We start from the raw sequence: 20,480 nt of genomic DNA on the forward strand, positions 1-20,480 counted from the left end.
TTTATAGAAATGATTAGAGGATTTAACATATTATCTGTTATTAGTATGTGGTACTATTTATTCTTAATCTATAACGTGAGTAGGTGTATAAATTTAAAATGCTAATCAAATAGTTTATTTTAAGTGCTGACAAATAGCAGGAGGAAATTTTTTAGGAGGTATCGTTTTCGTATGTTTAATATTGATATTTTATTTCTTGAATGGATGACCAGTATGGAGGGAAGTGTACTCACAACATTTCTAAAACTTGTATCTAGTATTGCAAATGAAACGCTGTATTTAGTTATTATTTCGATTTTATATTGGTGCGTTTCTAAAAGAAAAGCATTTCATATGATTGTTATGCTTTGTTTCTCTGGGTATGTAGGGATAGTGGTAAAAGAATTTATGAAAATCCCAAGGCCGTATACATACGATGGAATTCAGGCTTTATATGAAAAATCAGCCGCAGGTTATTCTTTTCCAAGTACACACGTCCAGTTAGCTGCAACGTTTTGGGGCTCATTCATGATTTTATGTAAAAAGAGAATCATTTGGATCGTTGGTCTTGTTTTTATTATATTGGTTGCTACCTCTCGTTTATATTTACGTGTACATTGGCTCAGTGATATAATGGGTGCCGTTTTGATTAGTGTCATCGTTGTTTATTTATATACGAAAGTAACAGTGGGCGTAAGTGATAAGAGATTCGTATTGTTACAACAAATTGTATTGGCTGTTTCACTTATTATGTATTTTATGACAGAGCAAATAGATAATTTAAAATTACTTGGAGTTTTGACAGGTTCTACGATTGGAATCATGTTAGAGAATCATTTTATTAAAATGAATGAAAATAATAATTTTAAAATACAAGTAGTAAAAACAGTATTAGGTCTTAGTTTCATGTTCATGATACAGCTCATACTAAAAAAAGTAATACCCGATATGTATTATTTACGTTATGTATTGACTGGAATTACAATTACTTTCTTATGTCCGTTTATTTTTCATATGTTACGGTTAAAAAATATGGATAACAAATAAGTAATAGTTTGAATAAAAATGAGGTCTAAATTATATATATTGAAAAAGTTTTCTGATATATGTATTGACAATGTATGAGATATACATTAGTCTTGTAAATGTAATTGAAAATCATTTTCAACTAGGAGGATTTATGACACGCACTAAAAATATTCTTATGCTTTGCGTTATGTTACTAATGGTCATAATCGCAGGGTGCGGTAAAGAAGAAGAGAAGAAAGATAAAGGTACATCAGCTAAAGCAAAAGATTCATATACGATAAAACATGCAATGGGCGAAACGACAGTAAATGGTACGCCAAAAAGAGTTGTTGTTTTAACAAATGAGGGTGCTGAAGCGCTTTTAACTGTTGGAGTAACGCCAGTTGGAACGACAAAACCAAGAGCTGGTGATGAATGGTATCCTCATTTAGCGAAAGAGTTAAAAGATACGAAAGTAGTAGGAACTGAGCGTGACATTAATTTAGAGGCAGTAATGAAGCTTCAGCCGGATTTAATTATCGGAAACAAAATGCGTCACGAAAAAATATATGAGCAGCTAAAAGAAATTGCGCCAACTGTATATGCTGAAACATTGCGCGGTGATTGGAAAGAAAACTTTACGCTTTATACAAAAGCTGTAAATAAAGAAAAAGAAGGGCAAAATGCTCTTAATGATTATAAAAAGCGTATTGCAGGAATAAAAGAAAAATTAGGTGATAAAATTAACTCTAAAGTTTCCATTATTCGCTTCGTTCCAGGTGATGTTCGTATTTATCAAAAAAATTCATTCTCAGGCGTTGTATTAAATGATATTGGATTTAAACGACCACCACTACAAGATAAAGATGAATTTGCGATAAAAGGAATTACAAAAGAGCAAATTCCAAATATGGACGGGGACTATTTATTCTATTTCACATCTGATAAAGATGCGGATAAGAATAATGAAGGAAACACGTTAGCAAAAGAATGGACAGAAGATCCACTATTTAAACAACTGCAGGCTTCTAAAGATAATAAAGTATTCCAAGTAGATGAAGTGATTTGGAATACAGCAGGTGGTATTGTAGCTGCAAATCTTATGTTAGATGATATTGAAAAATATTTTCTGAAGTAGAAGAATGGCCCGGTACATCACTTTAAATGGGTGATGTACTTTTTTATTTGTGAAAATACAGAAAATTCCTTCTTTTGAACATGGATAAGTTGTACAATTAAATCAATCATGGAATAAAGGAGTGGGAATAAATGAAAGCTACTCATAAAGATTGGATTTTGTTTAACGGAAGAATTGTAAATACGAAGGAAGAACAGCCGATGATTCCATTAGAGGAGAGAGGCTTTCAATTTGGTGATGGTATATATGAGGTATTTAGACTATATAATGGGAAGCCACATTTGTTAGATTTACATTTGGAACGATTCTTTAATTCTATGGAAGAAATACAACTAATTCCACCGTTTACTAAGGAAGAGTTAGTGGAAGAGTTACATGAAATGATTGAAAAAAATCAATTTCAAGAAGATGGGAATGTATATTTGCAAATATCAAGAGGTGCTCAAGCACGTAATCATGTTTATGAGTCAAATATGCAACCAACTTATTTTGCAAATATTGTTTCGTTTCCAAGGCCAATTGCTGCTATGGAACGAGGAATAAAAGTTACTGTAGAAGAGGATATACGTTGGAAGTTTTGCCATATAAAATCTTTAAATTTGCTACCTAATATTATGATTAAAAATAAAATAAACGAACAAGGATATCAAGAAGCGATATTAGTACGTGATGGAATTGTAACAGAAGGCTGTCATTCAAATTTCTTTATGGTGAAAAATAATAAATTGATTACACATCCAGCTGACAATTTCATTCTACATGGCATTACACGTCACTACGTTATTTCATTAGCGAAAGAGTTACATATTGAAGTAGAAGAAAGAGAGTTTTCACTACAAGAAGTATATGAGGCTGATGAATGCTTCTTTACAGCGACACCGCTTGAAATATTCCCAGTTGTTCAAATTGGTGATGAACAGTTTGGTACCGGCGAAAGAGGAACAATTACGAAAAAACTCCAAGTTGCATATGAAGAAAGTATTAGCTTGTTTAAAGTTACGAACTAATATTGGAGAAAAAAGCTGGTATTCCTCCAGCTTTTTTTCATGATATAATTCAAACATAGGACAAGATTTGAAAACGCTGTAAAAAGGGGATTTAATGTATGAATTATGAAGATTTTAAAGAAGTAATTCACGGTAGACGAAGTGTAAGGAAGTTCACAGAACAAGAAGTATCCATTAGTGATATAAAAGAAATTATTGATTGTGCTCGTTATGCACCGAGTGATACGAACTCACAAACTTGGGAGTTCTTAGTCATTATGAACCGAGAGAAAATTAAAGAAATTGAGCAAATGACTTGGGATGCATTACATAAACTTGCGGCAAAAGCCACTGAAAACGGAGAAGAGAAAGCAGGTAAATTACTTACCCGTTCTTTCGGACCATATGCAACAGCTTTCTCAGAGGCACCAGTACTAATCCTATGTTTGGCAACACCATATGAATCAAAATTTCGCGAAAAGATATTTGATCCAATTGCTTTTGTTCCAGATTCAGTTTGGGAAGAAGAAGGAATTAAGAGTAGCTGTTTAGCAGCACAAAACTTAATGTTGGCTGCACATGCCAAAGGGCTTGGTACTTGTCCAATGACAGGACCGGTATTGTTAGCTCAAGATGAACTACGACAATATTTACAAATTGAGCCTGAAAAACAAATAAACATGGTTATTTCTCTTGGTTTTCCGAAAGATAAGCCAAAGAAACTTCCGAGAAAAGAAGTAGATGAGATTACAACATTTATTTTTTAAAGTTTAAAATAAAAAGACATTGAATGAACAATGTCTTTTTATTTTGGACAGGTATGTAATTCATTTGTTGGGCTAAAATGATAGATAAGAGGGAATTACTATTTATTTCATAAAAAAAATTAATGTTCTATTAAGGAAAGTATGATACATTAATCGTGAGCGATATTCTATTTGTTCATGAAAGTGTTGAAAATAGTCTTAAAATTAAAAAGTTATTTTTGTATAATAAATTATAATGAAATGACAGGGGGGATGAATTTTGAAAAAATTCATAATCACTGGATTGTCTGTATTGTTATTAGCTGGTTGCGGTGCTCCACAAGAAAAAGAGAATGCGCAATCAAAGCAGGAAGAACGAGTTGTAAATGCAAGTAATGAGAATATAGTTGTATTCCCTGAAGGTGCAGTACCAGTCGGAGAAGGAAAAGTAAAAGTCATTACACCAGATGGCACTTCTGAAAATGGCAATATACCAGCTGTATTCATCAAAAAGGATACTTTAATTCAACATGTTGAATTAGAGCTTTCTAATTTTCAAAATGATAAAGAAACATTTATATTTGTAGATCAAGTGTATGCAGATAAACATCAAGTAACTAGTACAACACAGACAACAGTACAATTAAAAGAAAAGACGCTTGAGACTGGTAGTCATACGATTACTGCAGTTCAGTATGAAAACAATGATCCAAAAGGAAAGGTTATTAGTTTAAATCAAGCAACATTTGAAACAAAACCTGCGTCATAAGAAGAATAAAAAGTACATTACTCAAAAAGTAGTGTGCTTTTTTGTTTATACTAGAGGATGTAATAGTGAATAACTTGTTTCGTTTTCTAATACGATTAAGTAGGAAGAAATCACTTGTTTCTACTATGACAGAAAAAGAGACTGAAGGTGTGAATTAGTGTATTCGTATCGTCTTAATTATTTTAACGATGTCAGTCATTTGGTTTACGATTCAAGAGGTGACTCAAATTACGCTTTACTATCAAATTCCCGACTTGTTAATAGGAGCTATTTGTTTTACCATTGTTTATCTATTATATGATAAACTCGGATTAAGGTAAGTTTTACATGAAAAATGTAGGTATTTCATTTGAAATGTCGAATAGTACATACGATGTCGTAATAACAAATTTTCTATTGTTTACTGTGAAACAGGAGAAGGGGAGATAGTGGTTATGAAACGAGCTCTTATTAATATTGATTATACATATGATTTTGTAGCTGAAAAAGGTGCTTTAACATGCGGGAAACCAGGGCAAGAAATTGAGAAGAAAATTGTCCATATAACGAAAGAATATATTGAAAATGGAGATTACGTTGTCTTTGCGATCGATAAACATGAAGAAAACGATGTATATCATCCAGAATCTAAGTTATTCCCGCCTCATAACATAGCTGGTACAAATGGAAGAGATTTGTTTGGTGAATTACAGAATGTGTACGAAACATATAAAAATGCAGAGAATGTATATTACATGGACAAAACACGATATAGTGCATTTGCAGGAACAGACTTAGAAATGAAGTTACGAGAAAGAGGAATAGAAGAAGTTCATCTTGTAGGTGTTTGTACTGATATTTGTGTTCTCCACACAGCAGTAGATGCTTATAATAAAGGATTTAAAATTGTAGTTTTTGAAAAGGCGGTTGCATCTTTTAATGCACAAGGACATGAATTTGCACTTGGACATTTTAAGTCATGCTTACATGCAGAAGTAAAGTAAAAAGAGGCCTTTACAAAGGTCTCTTTTTTTACGTTTAAATTGAGACGATATTTTGCTCAATTAGTTTTTTTATGAACGGACTCATTTTTTCTGGTAACCCATTTAAATCAAAAAATTGTACATGTAATGATTCAAATCCATCCGCTTTTAATATGCCGCCTATAATGTCTTTGCAAAGATATGCGATTGTGATAGGGTAAAATTCATCTCCGTTCGGTAATCTCACAAAAAATTCTTTTCCAGAAAATACGCTTATTAATTGTAAGGTTCCTATTTCAATCCCTGTTTCTTCAAGCACTTCTCGTCTTCCGGCTTCTTCTGTGGATTCACCAAGTTCAACAAATCCACCAGGGATACCCCAAATACCACTTCGCCTTTGTTGTAGTAGTATTTGTCCTTGGTCATTGAAAACAGCTACAGCAACGCCAGCTAGATTGAGTGGTCTTGATCCAATAGCTTCTCTTAGCTCTTCGATATATCCCATTGTTAGTAACCTCCGAGGGTCAAAATATTTTTAAATGAACTATTCGGCATTGTGTTAATATTTCCCTTTTTGTATAGGGAAGTGTTGCGATTAAAAAAACTTCATTTAATAAAATTTCAATTGTCAGCTCCCTTTAGGTGATAAAAAAGGGTATATTTATAGAAGAATGTGTAACAAGTTTTAAGGAAATCAAAAATGAAAACAATAAACTAGTTTTTCATGAAATTTTCATTAGTTAAGGGTGTGGATGAATGAGCGTATTAACGTATACGGAAGAATTTTTTAATTATGTAAGAGAGTTTTTACTTTTAAGATTTTTACTATTTGCTTTAGTTTTAATCATTATCTCTTTTGTAATTAACCGCATTATTGATTGGTTTTTTAGGAAATCAAGCTTTTTTGATGAAGAGGTAGAGCAAACGATTCAAAGTGTGATTCGATCTATTTTTAGATATATCATTATCATCAGTCTAATCATATATTTAATTAGCCAATTTGTAGACATAAAAAGTATCATTGCAGGTGCAGGGATAGCGGGGGTTGTTATCGGTTTTGCTGCACAACAGATGTTAAAAGATGTTATATTAGGCTTTGCACGATTAGCGGACAAAGAGTTTCGTGTTGGCGATTTTGTTACTTTTAACGGAACAAACTCAGGAACAATTGAGGAAATTAGTATTCGTTTTATGCAAATTCGTGAATGGTCAGGAAAACTTCTTACGATACCACACGGAGAGATTAGAACGATACAAAATTTTAATAAAGGATGGATGCGTGTAATTGAACGGATTACAGTAAGTTATCAGGAAGATCCTACGAGAGTTAAGAAATTGTTAGAGGAAGTTTGTGTGAACTGCAATGAAAAATTCGCTCTAAATCTTTATAAAGTAGAAGATGAAGCTGTGGAACCGTTTAAATACGTTGGTGTTACAGATTTAAATCCGAATCTTAAATACGTTGGATATGAATTTTGTATTACAGGTTTAATAAAGCCAGAAGATTATTTTGAAATTTCGAGACAAGTAAGATTTGAATTAATGTCTATGTTCCATAAGAATCAAGTGCAAATGCCATCAGCAAATATGTTCGTTACTACTGAGAGTTTACAGTATAACCATGGTGGACAATCTGTATCGGACAGCTAAAGTAGAATGATTGGATAGAAAAACAATAATAAAATGATCAATATAAAGAAAGAGCTGAAGGAATTCAGTTCTTTTTTATTTGTAGAATTTAGAAATTTCTTAATGTTATAATGATAGATGGTGATGAAAATGAACTTTGAAGAAAAAGAGATGCATCGTTTAGAAGCATTAAAGGCAATTGCAGAATTATTAAATGAAGCAACAGATTTACAAGACATGTTAGAAAAAGTGTTACATACATTGTTACAAGTTATGAATTTGCAAACAGGGTGGATCTTTTTTATTGATGAAAGTGGAAAGCACCGAATGCTTGTAGATGAAAACTTACCATCAGCTCTTACGTGGCAAGAGAAGAAGCCAATGTGTGAAGGGGACTGCTGGTGTGTAGAGCGTTTTGTGAATGGGAGATTAGAAAAAGCGACAAATATTATTGAATGTAAGCGAATAGAGGATGCAATTGAGTGTAATTGGGGAGAGACAGAAGATGTTACGCATCATGCGACGATTCCACTTAGGTCTGGATCAGAGAAGTTTGGTCTATTAAATGTGGCCTCACCTCAAAAAACACATTTTTCAGAGGAAGAATTGGCATTACTAGAATCAATCGCATTTCAAATAGGAACAACAATACAACGTATTCAGTTAGTAGAGAAAGAACGTAAATATGTAGTGGTAGCTGAAAGAAATCGATTAGCCCGTGATTTACATGATTCAGTAAAACAATTGTTATTTTCTATTATGCTAACAGCAAAAGGTACTCTAAATATGACGCAAGATAGAGACTTGCAAGAGATGTTGAGTTATATTGGAGAATTATCACAGGAAGCATTACAAGAAATGACACTTTTAATTTGGCAATTAAGACCGGAAGGATTAGAGAAAGGTTTAGCAGAGGCGATTAAAAATTATGGGAAGTTGTTAGGGATTCACGTGGAAGTTCGAATTGATGGAATGGTTTCAATTGGAGATGAAATAGAAGAAGTTTTATGGCGTATTAGCCAGGAAGCTATACATAATTGTAAAAAACACGCTTCATGTGAAAAGGTAAATGTTCTTTTAAAAATAGAAAATAATCAGTTGTATTTTTACATAGAGGATAACGGAATAGGATTTATACAAGATCACGTAAGAGAGTCAGCGCTCGGTTTAAAAAGTATGAAGGAACGTATTCAGTTAATGAGGGGGTCATTTCAAATAAAAACGGAGCTGAAAAAGGGTACGAAAATTGAAATTCAATTGCCAGTTTGAAGGGGAGAAGAAGGTTGAAGATAAAATTACTACTAGTTGAGGATCATCATATCGTTCGAAGAGGACTTGTATTCTTTTTGAAAACGAGAGAAGAATTTGAAATAGTTGGGGAAGCGGAAAATGGTGAAGAGGCATTAACATTCGTCCGAACGGAAAGACCAGATGTAGTATTAATGGATTTATCAATGCCGAAGATGGATGGTATTGAAGCAACAAAACGGATAAAACAATATGATGAAACAATAAGGATACTTATATTAAGCAGTTTTTCAGAGCAAGATTATGTTTTACCAGCGCTAGAAGCTGGAGCAGATGGTTATCAATTAAAAGAAGTACAACCAGAGCAACTTGTAGCTTCAATTATCGCAGTACATGAAGGGAATGCGAATTTTCATCCGAAAGTAACACCAGCACTATTAGGACGGTCAGCAGTCAAAAAAGAAAAAGAAAACCCTTTTTCCATGTTAACGAAAAGAGAACAAGAAGTACTTCGTGAAATCGCGAAAGGGCGAAGTAATAAAGAAATTGCAGCAGAGCTTCATATTACAGAACAAACTGTGAAAACACACGTTTCAAATGTTTTAGCTAAATTGGAAGTAGATGATCGTACGCAAGCTGCATTATATGCGGTGAAACATGAGAGGAATCGTAAGTATGAATAATGGTGTACCATGTTATGGCAGAATATATAGAAGTATATAGAGTTAGCCCGCTATTTGCGGGCTAACAATCAGTGAGAGATGTACAAAACTCGCACTGATTTACATTACAAATCATAGTGGTGCCAAATAAAGGTTTTTCTTCTTTCAATAATTAGGTACAATAAAGTGAAACTTGAATCAGTGGGTCCATTCCAACTGATTATTAGCCTGTACCAATTGGATTTTTACGGGATTAAGCTAAGGTGGAAGGAGAAGATATGCTATGCCAGGAACAAGAAGTGGGATTGGAAAGATTCAGGCTTCGTTAAACGGTTTATCACCGAAATTGCGAAGTATTGCCGAACATATATTGAAACATCCACAAGATGTAGTACATAAATCTATTACAGAATTAGCTGAAGTTACGAATAGTTCTGAAGCTACGATATTCCGCTTATGTAAGCACCTTGGATTTCAAGGGTTTCAAGATTTAAAGATTACACTAGCTCGTGAAATTGTACATACTCCTATGCAAAATATTCATGAAGAAGTATCGGCGGAAGATAGTATGGTAACTGTTGCTAAAAAAGTTTTTCATTCGCATATTACAGGACTGCAAGATACATTGCATTTGCTAAACGATACAGCGCTAGAGAAAGCTGTAAAAGTATTGCAACATACAAGCCGTATTGAGTTTTATGGAAATGGTGGTTCTGGTATTATTGCGATGGATGCATATCATAAGTTTATGAGAACGGGTATTTCTTGTATTGCTCATACGGATTCACATTTTCAAATTATGGGTGCGGGTTTACTTACGAAAGAAGCTGTGGTTATTGCAATTTCTCATTCTGGTAGCAATAAAGGGTTACTAGAAGCGTTAGAAGTAGCGAAAGCAAGGGGAGCTCACATTATTGCAATTACGAGCTATCAGAAATCCGCATTAAGTCAACTTGCTGATATTACATTATATACTTCAACACGTGAGACGGAATTCCGCACAGAGGCCAGTTCATCAAGATTAGCACAATTAAGTTTATTAGATACTTTATACGTTGGGTTATCGTTACAGCGTCAAGAAGAAACGTTGCAAAATTTACAAAGTATACGTGAAACAATTTCGATGAAACGAATATAAAAAGTCCTTCAGATGAAGGGCTTTTTATATTGGTCAGTAGTCTGTTATTAAAATTTGATGACTATAGAATTTCCTGTTTTGAAAAATCTGTATTAATGGAGTCTTATATTCCCGCGTAGAGCTCTAATAAAATATATACATAGATGTAATTTCAGTTTTTCCTTCAAATAAATATTTGGTTAATAATTCAAATATTGTTCAATATTTAACAATAAGCTCTTAAAATTACATGTTATGATGAACGTGTAATGATGATTGAACATTTAAATTTGGTGCAATAATTGGCCAAAACAGTGCAGGTAGAAGTTGTGAGATGAACTCATTAAAACTCTAAAACACTAAAGGGGAGATCACATATGAAAGCAGTAGTAGTAAATAAAAATAGTAAAGCAAATATTGAAGTTATTGAAAAAGAATTACGTCCGTTACACTCAGGTGAAGCGCTAGTAGATGTAGAGTATTGTGGAGTTTGTCATACTGATTTACACGTTGCAAATCATGATTTCGGAAACACAGATGGCCGCATTCTTGGTCATGAGGGTGTAGGTATTGTTACGAAAATTGCTGATGATGTTACTTCACTAAAGATAGGTGACCGTGTAAGTATAGCATGGATGTTCCAATCTTGTGGGCGTTGTGAATATTGCGTAACTGGTAGAGAAACATTTTGCCGTGAAGTTAAAAATGCTGGTTATTCAGTAGATGGTGGTATGGCAGAACAATGTATTGTTACAGCGGATTATGCGGTGAAAGTACCAGAAGGATTAGATCCTGCTCAAGCATCATCTATCACATGTGCGGGCGTAACTACATATAAAGCGATAAAAGTATCAGACATTAAACCTGGTCAACCTATCGTCATCTATGGTTGTGGTGGATTGGGTAACCTTGCTATCCAATATGCTAAAAATGTATTTGGTGCAAAGGTAATTGCAGTAGATATTAATGACGATAAATTAGCCTTAGCAAAAGAGGTTGGTGCTGATATGACTATCAATCCAATTTCTCAAGGTCCTGCTGATAAGATTGTTCAAGATGAGTTTGGTGGTGCTTATGCTGCTGTAGTAACAGCTGTTTCTAAAGTAGCATTTAACTCAGCAGTTGATGCAGTACGTGCTTGTGGTAAAGTCGTTGCAGTCGGTTTACCAGTAGAAACTATGGATTTAAACATCCCGCGACTTGTACTAGATGGAATTGAAGTAGTTGGTTCTTTAGTTGGTACTCGTAAGGACTTAGAGGAAGCGTTCATGTTCGGTGCAGAAGGAAAAGTAGTGCCGGTCGTTCAAACTTGTTCTTTAGATAAAGTGCAAAATGTTTTCGAAGAAATGGAACAAGGTAGAATTCAAGGACGTATGGTAATCGATTTTAAACAGCATAATTGTGATTGTAAATAATCCACTTTAAATATAAAAAGCATGAGTCTAGCTAAAAACATGTAAAAAAGTTAGATGCCAGAAAAGAGCTGATCCCTGCATTGAACAGGGATCAGCTCTTTTTATATCAATACCGATTCATGAGAGATGATTAAAAGTTCACTTTATCTACAAACGAAAAAGAATCTTTACTTTTAACAAATTTCTTATGATCTGGAACGGTTTGAATTGCTACAACTTGCGAATCTCTTACTTTCAGTGCATCTTGAATCCCGATTGTCATAAGCTTAATAAATAGAATCGTAATAAAGAATGAAGCGAGAGAATAAAAAATAATCCACCACGAAAGATTCATTTCATAACGATTTAATCCAATAAGACCAGCCCAATCATTAGATAGAGAAACAGGTTTGAGCGCTCCATCATAGAGTTCCCGCATTTGGATCCCGCCAATTATAATATCAAGCAACGCTAAATGGATAACGAGTATGAGCGCTTGGACAATATGTTCCATGAATAACACAAATAAGCGATCAAGTAACAAGACTCGTAAGTGTTTTTTGATAATATGAAAACGGCTAGCCCCTAGCAATTGGGAACTTAAAATGTAATCTTGTTTCATAAATTCATCAACCTCTGAGGATATATATAAAGAAAGTGTAGGCAGTGCGACGAATATAAGTACGAGTACTTGATAAAACGCAAATGAAATGTTTGGATCTAATCTATCAGCATTTGATACGATTACAATATTAACGGGTGTGATGAGTATAAATGCGATAAATAAAGTAGGAATATAGTAAAAAACTTCTGAGCATGCCTGGAAAAATCTCTTGAATTTTGAAGCGTATAAACTTAAGAGTATTCCTATACATGTTCCGAATAATATGCGAAAGAAGCTAATTACCACGGCTAATAAAATGGTGAACTTTGCTCCTTCTATAATTTGTAAGAAAACAGACTCTCCAAAACGATCCGATCCAAAAGGCGGTATTAATGATGGTGGAAAGGGGGCCTTTCCAAGCAATTCGTTATTATCATTGTAAAGTAACTGGGGAGCTTTTGGGATGGTCTCTTTAAAGAACCAACTATAAATAAAACTAGCTGAAACAAGTATGAATAAATAAGTAAAGCCGATTAAAAAGCGTTTTGATTTCCAAATAGATTTCATAAAGCTGCTCCTTTCAATTGCTTTTGCCATTTATTCATCATGAAAGAGATGATTTGAAAAATGGCGTAAAACGGTAAAATAATCATCACAAGTATGATAAATGCAGCTGGTGGTGAAATAAACGCCTTTTTAAATAAAAATTGAATAATGCCTTGCATATTAAAAACGAATTCTAAAATGAATAAGTTAGACAGTAAGAAAACAAAAATCGTTTTTAAATGGTGGAAGAAGTGGATAGATATATTTTTGAATAAATGAATACAAAGTATATAACTTGATGAAAGGCCTTTGCCATATGCAACCTCTACGTAATGTTTTCCATGTTCTTCTTTTATGTATAACACCATCATTCGAAACATTTGTAATGTAGGTAAAACAGATAAAGATAAAATAGGGAGTAAATAAGCTCGATTTTCATTATAGGAAATAATGGTGAAAGGAGCTTCTCCGAATTTCTGAAGTACCCATATGAAAAATATTTGCAAACAAATCATCATCATCATATCAGGGACAGCTTCTAATATGAACACAATTCGGTTTATCCATTTTTTTATATAATCTTTTGCTAAAAAATAAAAAAATGCCATGCTAGATGAAAAAAAGAGCGCAAGCAAAAAGGCTAAAAATAAAATAGTAAATGAATATAGATAAGGTTCTAAAACAGTTGGAAATAATGGTGTTGTTTTTAAATGACCATACTTTGGGTCTGATCCTATAACCAACAATGATTCAGGGGAGAAAACCTGTTTTAACATAGTAACGATCTGGTCAAAAAAATAAATTGGTTGAAAGGTAAATCCTTGTTGAGTGATAAATAAATAAGGTAAATTTAGTAATAGTAACAGTGATAAAAGAATGGATGAAAGCTTCATTGTGAATTGAGATATTTTATGTAACATTAAATCCCTCCGACATCTTTTTACAACATTATACAATAAATTCAATGTTATTGTCTTATTTTTCTGAAAAATAAGAAATTAATCGGATTTTATAATTTTAATACGGAATATATATTTATACGGTAAAAAGGTTATAGTGGGGAGCCAGTCCCTATGTCCATCAAGCAAAATGTGCAGTATTTCCATTTTCGAGGCATTTACTTTTCTTCAGTTGATGGGTATTTGGTGCTATTCCATTGCGATCAAGTTAATAGAACTAAGATTTCTTAAAATAAAAACCACCGAAATATAGAAGTGATTTTGAACGTAAGGAATTTGTAAGGAAGGAGTAAGAAAAAAGAGATTTTCAATGTGTATGATCAAAATATAGAGAAGAACGAGAGGGGGAATAGTTACTATATATTTTTATAAAAACAAATTAATAAAACTCTATGGAAGAAAAAGAAGAAATTATAGAAATTAACAAACATCTGAAGAAGAGGGATTAATCATTTATTAGGTCAGAGAGTTGCTTGTAGAAATAATTGATCTATAGATGATTGCAAATTCAGTGTTGACTCTTATCATTGGGAGAGTTGATAGCTATGTGGTTAGCGTATGACATACCTATCAACCATCAATACAATTTAAATAGAGGAGAGGAATGCTTTATGAAAACATGCAGTAAAATTACATGTACAAGTCTAGCACTTTTAATAGCTGGAAGTTCCCTGTTATACATAACACCAAACTCAATAGTAAAAGCAGAACCCACGCAAAATGTATCTAGTTCGTTACAAACAAGTACGAAAAGCGATCGTACTTCCGTTAAGAAAGCAATACGGGATGCACTACAACTTGGATACCCGGGAATACTCGCTAAAATTTCTAAGGGTGGTAAAACTTGGAGTTATACCGCTGGGGTAGCAGATGTGAGAACCAAGAAACCAATGGAAGCAGATTTTCGCTTTCGTATTGGCAGTGTAACGAAAACGTTCATTGCAACAGTTCTACTTCAATTATCTGGGGAGAATCGTTTGAATTTAGACGACTCCATTGAAAAATGGTTGCCTGGTGTCATTCAAGGAAACGGATATGATGGTAACCAGATTACGATCCGGCAAATATTGAATCATACAAGTGGTATTGCTGACTATATAAATTCAAAAGACTTTGATATTACGGATATAAAAAAATCGTATACGGCTGAAGAATTTGTAAAGATGGGGATTTCTCTTCCCCCAGACTTTGCTCCAGGAAAGGGTTGGTCTTATTCAAATACAGGATACGTAATATTAGGAATCCTTATTGAAAAAGTAACAGGAAACAGCTATGCGGAAGAGGTTGAAAATCGGATTATTGAACCGCTTGATTTATCAAATACATTCCTACCTGGCAATTCAAGCGTGATTCCAGGCACCAAGCATGCCCGTGGCTATTTGCAACTAGACGGAGCAAGTGAGCTAAAAGACGTTACTTATATTAACCCAGGTAGCTCGGATGGAGATATGATTTCCACTGCTGACGACTTAAACAAATTCTTCTCTTACTTACTCAGTGGCAAATTACTGAAGGAACAGCAACTAAAACAAATGCTTACTACAGTTCCTACAGAAAGAGAAGGAACTGGATATGGTCTTGGAATACTTGAAATTAAGCTTCCAAATGGTGTCTCGGTATGGGGACACAGGGGGGGCGTTCCAGGGTTTTCCACTTTTGTTGGTGGAACACTTGGAGGCAAGCATACATTGGCCGTCAATTTGAACAGCTTTAACTTTAGTAATCCTGATCCTTTTAAAAGTATTTTACTTGCTGAATTTAGGAAGTAGGAAAAACGGATAAGTTTTATCATAGTTTTATAGTTTAAAATATACCATTTTGGTGCAAAAAACAACTTGCTCTAAAAAATTTAATACTCGTAATTAAGTATAAAAGAACGCTATCGTTTTAAGTAAATATTTCAGGAGGGTTTTATGAAAAAGAAAATGATTACTGCACTTGGTGTTTCTGCTATAATACTGACTAATTTTGTAGGAAGTACTTATGCAGACTCGAAAACAGGAGTTTCTGTTACAGCTCCCTACAAGAAAAATCAAATAGCGGAATGGTTAGAAATGCATGCGAAGCCTTTAAAAACAACGAATCCAAATGCATCTGTTGATGATTTAAAACCACTTAAGAATATGGTAGGTTCAGCTTCAATTGTAGGTTTAGGTGAAGCTACGCATGGGGCTCATGAAGTTTTTACGATGAAAAACCGTATTGTGAATTATTTAGTATCTGAAAAGGGCTTTACCAACCTAGTTTTAGAAGAGGGGTGGGACAGAGCTTTAGAACTTGATCGATATGTTCTTACTGGTAAGGGAGATCCAAGCCAATATCTATCACCTATATTTAAGACGAAAGAAATGTTAGATTTACTTGATTGGATTCGGCAATATAATGCTAATCCAAAACATAAATCTAAAGTGCGTATCATTGGGATGGACATTCAATCAGTAAATGAGAATGTTTATAATAATATAATAGAATATATTAAAAGAACCAATTCAAAACTTGTGCCGAGGGTAGAAGAGAAGATAAAAGGTCTTATTCCTGTAACAAAGGATATGAATACTTTTGAAAGCCTTACGAAAGAAGAAAAAGAAAAGTATATTTCAGATGCTAAACAAATTAGTGATTTATTAGAGGAAAATAAAAGTTATTTAAATGGGAAATCTAAAGAGTTCGCATGGATAAAACAAAATGCTCGTATTATTGAACAGTTTACTACAATGTTAGCGTCACCTCCTGATAAACCATCTGATTTATATTTGAAACATGATATTGCAATGTATGAAAATGCGAAGTGGACTGAAGAACATTTAGGAAAAACAATTGTATGGGGACATAATGGACACGTTTCGAAAACAAATATGCTTCCTTTTGTATACCCTAAAGTAGCTGGGCAGTATTTAGCAGAGTATTATGGAAAACGGTACGTATCTATTGGAACGTCAGTTTATGAAGGACAATACAATGTCAAGAATAGCGATGGTGAATTTGGCCCATATGGAATATTAAAATCGGATGATCCAAACAGTTATAACTACATCTTTGGACAAGTTAAAAAAGATCAATTTTTTATTGATTTACGTAAGGCAAACGGCGTGACAAAAACTTGGTTAAACGAACAACATCCAATTTTCGCTGGAATAGCTACCGAAGGGCCTGATATACCAAAAACAGTTGATATATCATTAGGCAAAGCGTTTGATATACTTGTTCAAATTCAAAAAGTGAGTCCATCTCAGCTACATCAATAAATTTAGAATAATGTGCCTTAATGAAGTGTAGTGTCAATATAGTTGTTTGAAAATGTCAGTTAGATTATTTTCATTAAAGAATTATTAAATGGAATAAATGTTTTCAAATTAGAGACGATGTAGGATAGAAGCACAGTATCATCAAGTTAACAAAATAAAATTCTAACTAAAATGAAAAAACGCTATTCTTTCCATAGAATCATAGGAAAGAATGGCGTTTTTTCATTTAATCTATTATTACAATTTGCTCAAGGAATCTAAAACTTTTTCTCCCCCTAACACCTTACGCAATCTTGCTAAAAATTTTGAGTTTCTACAACAAACCACATATCTATTAAGCTAAAGAACAAGTTAATTAAAAACTAGAAAAAGAGTGTGTTTCGAAACGTATATTATCTAACTATACCAAACGGAAAAGCTACATATAGTATATAAATGAAATGGAATGAGGGCGATATATTTTTTGTTGTGAAAAAAATTTTCTTTTTAAAACTTGATTAAAGAAAAAATATTTTATATACTAATTCATGTAAACGGTTTACTAGATCGTATTTTGCTAGAAACGAAGGGAAGATTCGCATGGAAACAAGGGGGAGAGTAATCGGGATTGATATCGGTACCACAAGTACAAAAACGGTTGTGTTCACAGAAAAAGGAAAAGTCGTTGCATCACATGCAGTTGATTATCCAATTATTCAACCGAACGTCGGATGGGCTGAGCAAGATCCTGATGTAATATGTGCTGCTGTATACAAAACTGTAAGCGTTGCCATCGAAAAAGGTAACGTGTTACCAGATGATATTTCTTCAATCGGTATTAGTACAGCAATGCACGCATTAATTGCAGTAGATGAAAACGGTGCGCCATTAACGCGTTCTATCATTTGGGCAGATAATCGAAGTACGAAACAATCAGAAAAATTATTACAACATATGAATGGACATGACATTTATAGACGAACGGGTACACCAATTCATCCGATGTCACCGCTTTCTAAATTATTGTGGATGAAAGAGGAAGAGCCAGAATTATATACGAGCGCTTATAAATTTATTTCCATTAAAGAGTATGTTATTTATCAATTGTTTTCACGTTACGTAGTGGATTATTCAATAGCATCAGCTACTGGGTTATTTAATTTAGAAACATTAAATTGGGATAAAGATGTTTTAACGATGTTACATATGTCGCCAGAACAATTATCAAAACCTGTACCAACTACATATATTTTATCCGGTATGAAACCGGAATTAGCACAGAAGATGGGTATTCGTGAAGATACTCCAGTTGTTATTGGGGCAAGTGATGGTGTTCTTGCGAATGTAGGTGTTGGGGCAATATCGCCTGGCTCAGCTGCAATTACGATTGGAACAAGTGGTGCAGTTCGAACAATTTCATCAAGTGTTAATACAGATGAAAAAGGAAGAACGTTTTGTTATGCATTAACTGACGAGCACTGGGTGATCGGGGGACCAACGAATAACGGCGGAATTTTACTGAGATGGTTACGTGATGAATTTGGTAGCCCGGAGCAAGAAGTAGCAAGAAAGCTTGGAATTGATCCGTATGATTTATTAATTAAATATGCGGAAAGTGTACCAGCTGGAGCAGGTGGATTGCTATTTTTACCGTTTCTATCTGGAGAGCGTGCACCGTACTGGAATGCAAATGCTCGTGGTACATTCTTTGGAATAAACCTTCAGCATAAACGAGAACATTTTATACGTGCAGTCATGGAAGGTGTTTGTATGAGCGTATATTCTGTAGCACTTGCAATCAGGGATTGTACAGGGCCACTTACGGAAATACGCGTTTCAGGAGGATTTGCGAAATCTGCATTTTGGAGACAAATGTTATCCGATATGATGGGGAAAGAATTGCTTGTTCCTGAAAGTCATGAAGCATCTGCGCTTGGGGCAGCGGCAGTTGCTTTATATGCTGTAGGGAAAATTGATTCTCTTGAAGAGGTTAAGGATTGGATTGATATTGTTCATCACCATGTACCGAATAAAGAAAATACGGCTATATATTTAGAAATGTTTTATATGTATGAACGACTTTACAATCGCTTGAAAGAAGAATTTGATTGTATAGCTGCTTTCCAACGTAAACAATAGGGGGATTGGGAGAAATGGTAGTTGGAATCGTACTAGCGGCAGTTGTCATACTACTTTTACTTATTACGGTAGTGAAATGGCATCCGTTTGTCGCGTTAATTTTAACAGCAATTGGTGTAGGGCTAGCAATGGGAATGCCATTGATTGGAACTTCACCAAAAGATCCAGGGATTATCGATTCTATTAAACTAGGGCTTGGTAATACGTTAGGATTTTTAGCAATAGTTTTAGCATTAGGAACGATGCTTGGAAAAATGATGGCCGAATCTGGCGGTGCAGAACGAATTGCTAACACATTAATTGGTCGTTTTGGGAAGAAACGTGTTCACTGGGCAATGATGTTCGTTGCATTTTTAGTAGGGATTCCGGTGTTTTTCCAAGTTGGATTTGTACTATTAATTCCATTAGTGTTTACAATTGCGTTAGAAACAGGGGTATCACTTATTACAATCGGTATTCCACTAGTAGCAGGACTATCCGTTGTACACGGACTCGTGCCGCCACATCCAGCAGCGATGGCAGCGGTAGGTATTTTTAAAGCAGATGTAGGGAAGACAATTTTATATGCATTAATCGTCGGACTTCCAACTGCAATCATTTCAGGTCCGCTTTACGGGAAGTGGATTGGTGCTCGTATACATAAAGAAGTACCTTTAGATATAGCAGAGCAATTTATTGAAAGAGATAAGAAGAAGGAACTTCCTAGTTTCGGAAATACATTGTTTACTATTTTACTTCCAGTATTTCTTATGCTAGGTGCATCGATTGCAGAAGTAGCGCTAAACAAAACAAGTCAACTTGCACAAGTATTGCACTTTATTGGAGATCCAATAGTCGCGCTATTAATTGCAACGATATATTCTTTCTTTAGTCTTGGTTATGCGAAAGGTTTCTCAAAAGATAAAGTATTACAATTTACAAATGATTGTTTAGGACCTATTGCGAACATACTGTTAGTTATTGGTGCAGGCGGAGCATTTAATAAAGTGTTATTAGATTCTGGAATTGGAACGACAATCGCAGAAATGGCGAAAGAATCTCATATTTCACCGATATTATTAGGCTGGGGAATTGCGGCACTTATCCGAATTGCGACTGGATCTGCTACAGTTTCTATGATGACAGCAGCTGGAATTGTAGCGCCAATTGCAGCAAGTACACCAGGTGTAAATGTTGAACTACTAGCACTCGCAACAGGCGCAGGGTCATTAATTTTATCACATGTAAATGATTCTGGATTTTGGATGATTAAAGAGTATTTCGGAATGACTGTGAAAGAAACATTATTAACATGGACGGCAATGGAAACAATATTATCTGTTGTAGCACTTGGACTCATTTCGTTATTAAATATATTTGTATAGAATGGG

18 protein-coding genes are annotated in these 20,480 nt (G+C 34.2%); 15 read left to right on the forward strand and 3 right to left on the reverse strand.

Annotated elements, in window-relative coordinates; translation table 11 throughout:
* The first annotated feature begins 171 nt into the window (after positions 1-171).
* The 6 genes from VF726_RS05555 (at position 172) to VF726_RS05580 (ending at position 5,609) form a co-directional block, all read left to right on the forward strand.
* Positions 172-1,026: a phosphatase PAP2 family protein gene (locus tag VF726_RS05555; RefSeq protein WP_440166495.1), complete on the forward strand. Its 855-nt coding sequence runs from the start codon at positions 172-174 to the stop codon at positions 1,024-1,026.
* A 133-nt stretch (positions 1,027-1,159) separates the two neighbouring features.
* Positions 1,160-2,125: an ABC transporter substrate-binding protein gene (locus tag VF726_RS05560; protein ID WP_440166497.1), complete on the forward strand. Its 966-nt coding sequence runs from the start codon at positions 1,160-1,162 to the stop codon at positions 2,123-2,125.
* A gap of 131 nt (positions 2,126-2,256) precedes the next feature.
* Entirely contained in the window at positions 2,257-3,132 is an 876-nt protein-coding gene (dat, locus tag VF726_RS05565; RefSeq protein WP_087956328.1) for a D-amino-acid transaminase, read from the forward strand.
* Between the two features lie 98 nt (positions 3,133-3,230).
* The gene (locus tag VF726_RS05570) at positions 3,231-3,878 is read left to right on the forward strand and encodes a nitroreductase family protein (RefSeq protein WP_440166499.1); all 648 of its coding nucleotides are present in this window, start codon (positions 3,231-3,233) and stop codon (positions 3,876-3,878) included.
* A 259-nt stretch (positions 3,879-4,137) separates the two neighbouring features.
* Entirely contained in the window at positions 4,138-4,626 is a 489-nt protein-coding gene (locus tag VF726_RS05575) for a hypothetical protein (protein ID WP_440166501.1), read from the forward strand.
* 434 nt (positions 4,627-5,060) lie between these two features.
* Positions 5,061-5,609: a cysteine hydrolase family protein gene (locus VF726_RS05580; RefSeq protein ID WP_440166503.1), complete on the forward strand. Its 549-nt coding sequence runs from the start codon at positions 5,061-5,063 to the stop codon at positions 5,607-5,609.
* Positions 5,610-5,643: 34 nt separating this feature from the next.
* On the opposite strand, the gene VF726_RS05585 is transcribed toward VF726_RS05580, so the two are convergent.
* Positions 5,644-6,093: an NUDIX hydrolase gene (locus tag VF726_RS05585; RefSeq protein WP_440166505.1), complete on the reverse strand. Its 450-nt coding sequence runs from the start codon at positions 6,091-6,093 to the stop codon at positions 5,644-5,646.
* A gap of 251 nt (positions 6,094-6,344) precedes the next feature.
* Here VF726_RS05585 and VF726_RS05590 point away from each other — a divergent pair, with 251 nt between their 5' ends.
* The 5 genes from VF726_RS05590 (at position 6,345) to adhP (ending at position 11,659) form a co-directional block, all read left to right on the forward strand.
* Positions 6,345-7,238, forward strand: a complete 894-nt coding sequence (locus VF726_RS05590) for a mechanosensitive ion channel family protein (protein WP_440166507.1) — start codon at positions 6,345-6,347, stop codon at positions 7,236-7,238.
* Between the two features lie 150 nt (positions 7,239-7,388).
* Positions 7,389-8,486 (forward strand): sensor histidine kinase, encoded by a 1,098-nt coding sequence (locus VF726_RS05595; RefSeq protein ID WP_440166725.1) that lies wholly within the window; start codon positions 7,389-7,391, stop codon positions 8,484-8,486.
* 14 nt (positions 8,487-8,500) lie between these two features.
* A complete protein-coding gene (locus VF726_RS05600) occupies positions 8,501-9,148 on the forward strand; it encodes a response regulator (RefSeq protein ID WP_440166509.1) in 648 nt (215 codons plus the stop codon).
* Positions 9,149-9,410: 262 nt separating this feature from the next.
* On the forward strand, positions 9,411-10,265 hold the full coding sequence (locus VF726_RS05605; protein WP_429604939.1) for a MurR/RpiR family transcriptional regulator: 855 nt from the start codon (positions 9,411-9,413) through the stop codon (positions 10,263-10,265).
* Between the two features lie 356 nt (positions 10,266-10,621).
* Positions 10,622-11,659, forward strand: coding sequence for an alcohol dehydrogenase AdhP (gene adhP / locus VF726_RS05610; RefSeq protein ID WP_000649118.1), 1,038 nt, complete (start codon positions 10,622-10,624; stop codon positions 11,657-11,659).
* A 130-nt stretch (positions 11,660-11,789) separates the two neighbouring features.
* On the opposite strand, the gene VF726_RS05615 is transcribed toward adhP, so the two are convergent.
* Together VF726_RS05615 and VF726_RS05620 are read right to left on the reverse strand one after the other, a co-directional pair.
* Entirely contained in the window at positions 11,790-12,809 is a 1,020-nt protein-coding gene (locus tag VF726_RS05615; protein WP_440166512.1) for an ABC transporter permease, read from the reverse strand.
* Positions 12,806-13,708, reverse strand: coding sequence for an ABC transporter permease subunit (locus VF726_RS05620; protein WP_073524197.1), 903 nt, complete (start codon positions 13,706-13,708; stop codon positions 12,806-12,808). Before VF726_RS05620 ends, VF726_RS05615 begins: the two co-directional genes overlap by 4 nt.
* Before the next feature lie 650 nt (positions 13,709-14,358).
* On the opposite strand from VF726_RS05620, the gene VF726_RS05625 reads away from it, so the two are divergent.
* From VF726_RS05625 to VF726_RS05640, 4 genes are all read left to right on the forward strand, one after another.
* Entirely contained in the window at positions 14,359-15,516 is a 1,158-nt protein-coding gene (locus VF726_RS05625; RefSeq protein WP_440166514.1) for a serine hydrolase domain-containing protein, read from the forward strand.
* A 144-nt stretch (positions 15,517-15,660) separates the two neighbouring features.
* Entirely contained in the window at positions 15,661-16,992 is a 1,332-nt protein-coding gene (locus tag VF726_RS05630; protein ID WP_440166516.1) for an erythromycin esterase family protein, read from the forward strand.
* Positions 16,993-17,571: 579 nt separating this feature from the next.
* Complete coding sequence (gene gntK, locus VF726_RS05635) at positions 17,572-19,110, forward strand: gluconokinase (protein WP_440166518.1); 1,539 nt, start codon at positions 17,572-17,574, stop codon at positions 19,108-19,110.
* Between the two features lie 14 nt (positions 19,111-19,124).
* A complete protein-coding gene (locus tag VF726_RS05640; RefSeq protein WP_212955934.1) occupies positions 19,125-20,474 on the forward strand; it encodes a GntP family permease in 1,350 nt (449 codons plus the stop codon).
* Positions 20,475-20,480 lie beyond the last annotated feature (6 nt).

The sequence above is a fragment of the Bacillus sp. Brlt_9 genome, assembly GCF_051948935.1.
Lineage (GTDB): Bacteria > Bacillota > Bacilli > Bacillales > Bacillaceae_G > Bacillus_A.

Coding starts and splice junctions, on each gene's coding strand:
- VF726_RS05590 (WP_440166507.1), top strand. CDS start 6,345: ATGAGCGTATTAACGTATACGGAAGAATTTTTTAATTATGTAAGAGAG.
- VF726_RS05620 (WP_073524197.1), bottom strand. CDS start 13,708: ATGTTACATAAAATATCTCAATTCACAATGAAGCTTTCATCCATTCTT.
- VF726_RS05615 (WP_440166512.1), bottom strand. CDS start 12,809: ATGAAATCTATTTGGAAATCAAAACGCTTTTTAATCGGCTTTACTTAT.
- VF726_RS05595 (WP_440166725.1), top strand. CDS start 7,389: ATGCATCGTTTAGAAGCATTAAAGGCAATTGCAGAATTATTAAATGAA.
- VF726_RS05640 (WP_212955934.1), top strand. CDS start 19,125: ATGGTAGTTGGAATCGTACTAGCGGCAGTTGTCATACTACTTTTACTT.
- gntK (WP_440166518.1), top strand. CDS start 17,572: ATGGAAACAAGGGGGAGAGTAATCGGGATTGATATCGGTACCACAAGT.
- VF726_RS05605 (WP_429604939.1), top strand. CDS start 9,411: ATGCCAGGAACAAGAAGTGGGATTGGAAAGATTCAGGCTTCGTTAAAC.
- VF726_RS05555 (WP_440166495.1), top strand. CDS start 172: ATGTTTAATATTGATATTTTATTTCTTGAATGGATGACCAGTATGGAG.
- VF726_RS05560 (WP_440166497.1), top strand. CDS start 1,160: ATGACACGCACTAAAAATATTCTTATGCTTTGCGTTATGTTACTAATG.
- VF726_RS05625 (WP_440166514.1), top strand. CDS start 14,359: ATGAAAACATGCAGTAAAATTACATGTACAAGTCTAGCACTTTTAATA.
- VF726_RS05630 (WP_440166516.1), top strand. CDS start 15,661: ATGAAAAAGAAAATGATTACTGCACTTGGTGTTTCTGCTATAATACTG.
- VF726_RS05585 (WP_440166505.1), bottom strand. CDS start 6,093: ATGGGATATATCGAAGAGCTAAGAGAAGCTATTGGATCAAGACCACTC.
- dat (WP_087956328.1), top strand. CDS start 2,257: ATGAAAGCTACTCATAAAGATTGGATTTTGTTTAACGGAAGAATTGTA.
- VF726_RS05580 (WP_440166503.1), top strand. CDS start 5,061: ATGAAACGAGCTCTTATTAATATTGATTATACATATGATTTTGTAGCT.
- VF726_RS05570 (WP_440166499.1), top strand. CDS start 3,231: ATGAATTATGAAGATTTTAAAGAAGTAATTCACGGTAGACGAAGTGTA.
- adhP (WP_000649118.1), top strand. CDS start 10,622: ATGAAAGCAGTAGTAGTAAATAAAAATAGTAAAGCAAATATTGAAGTT.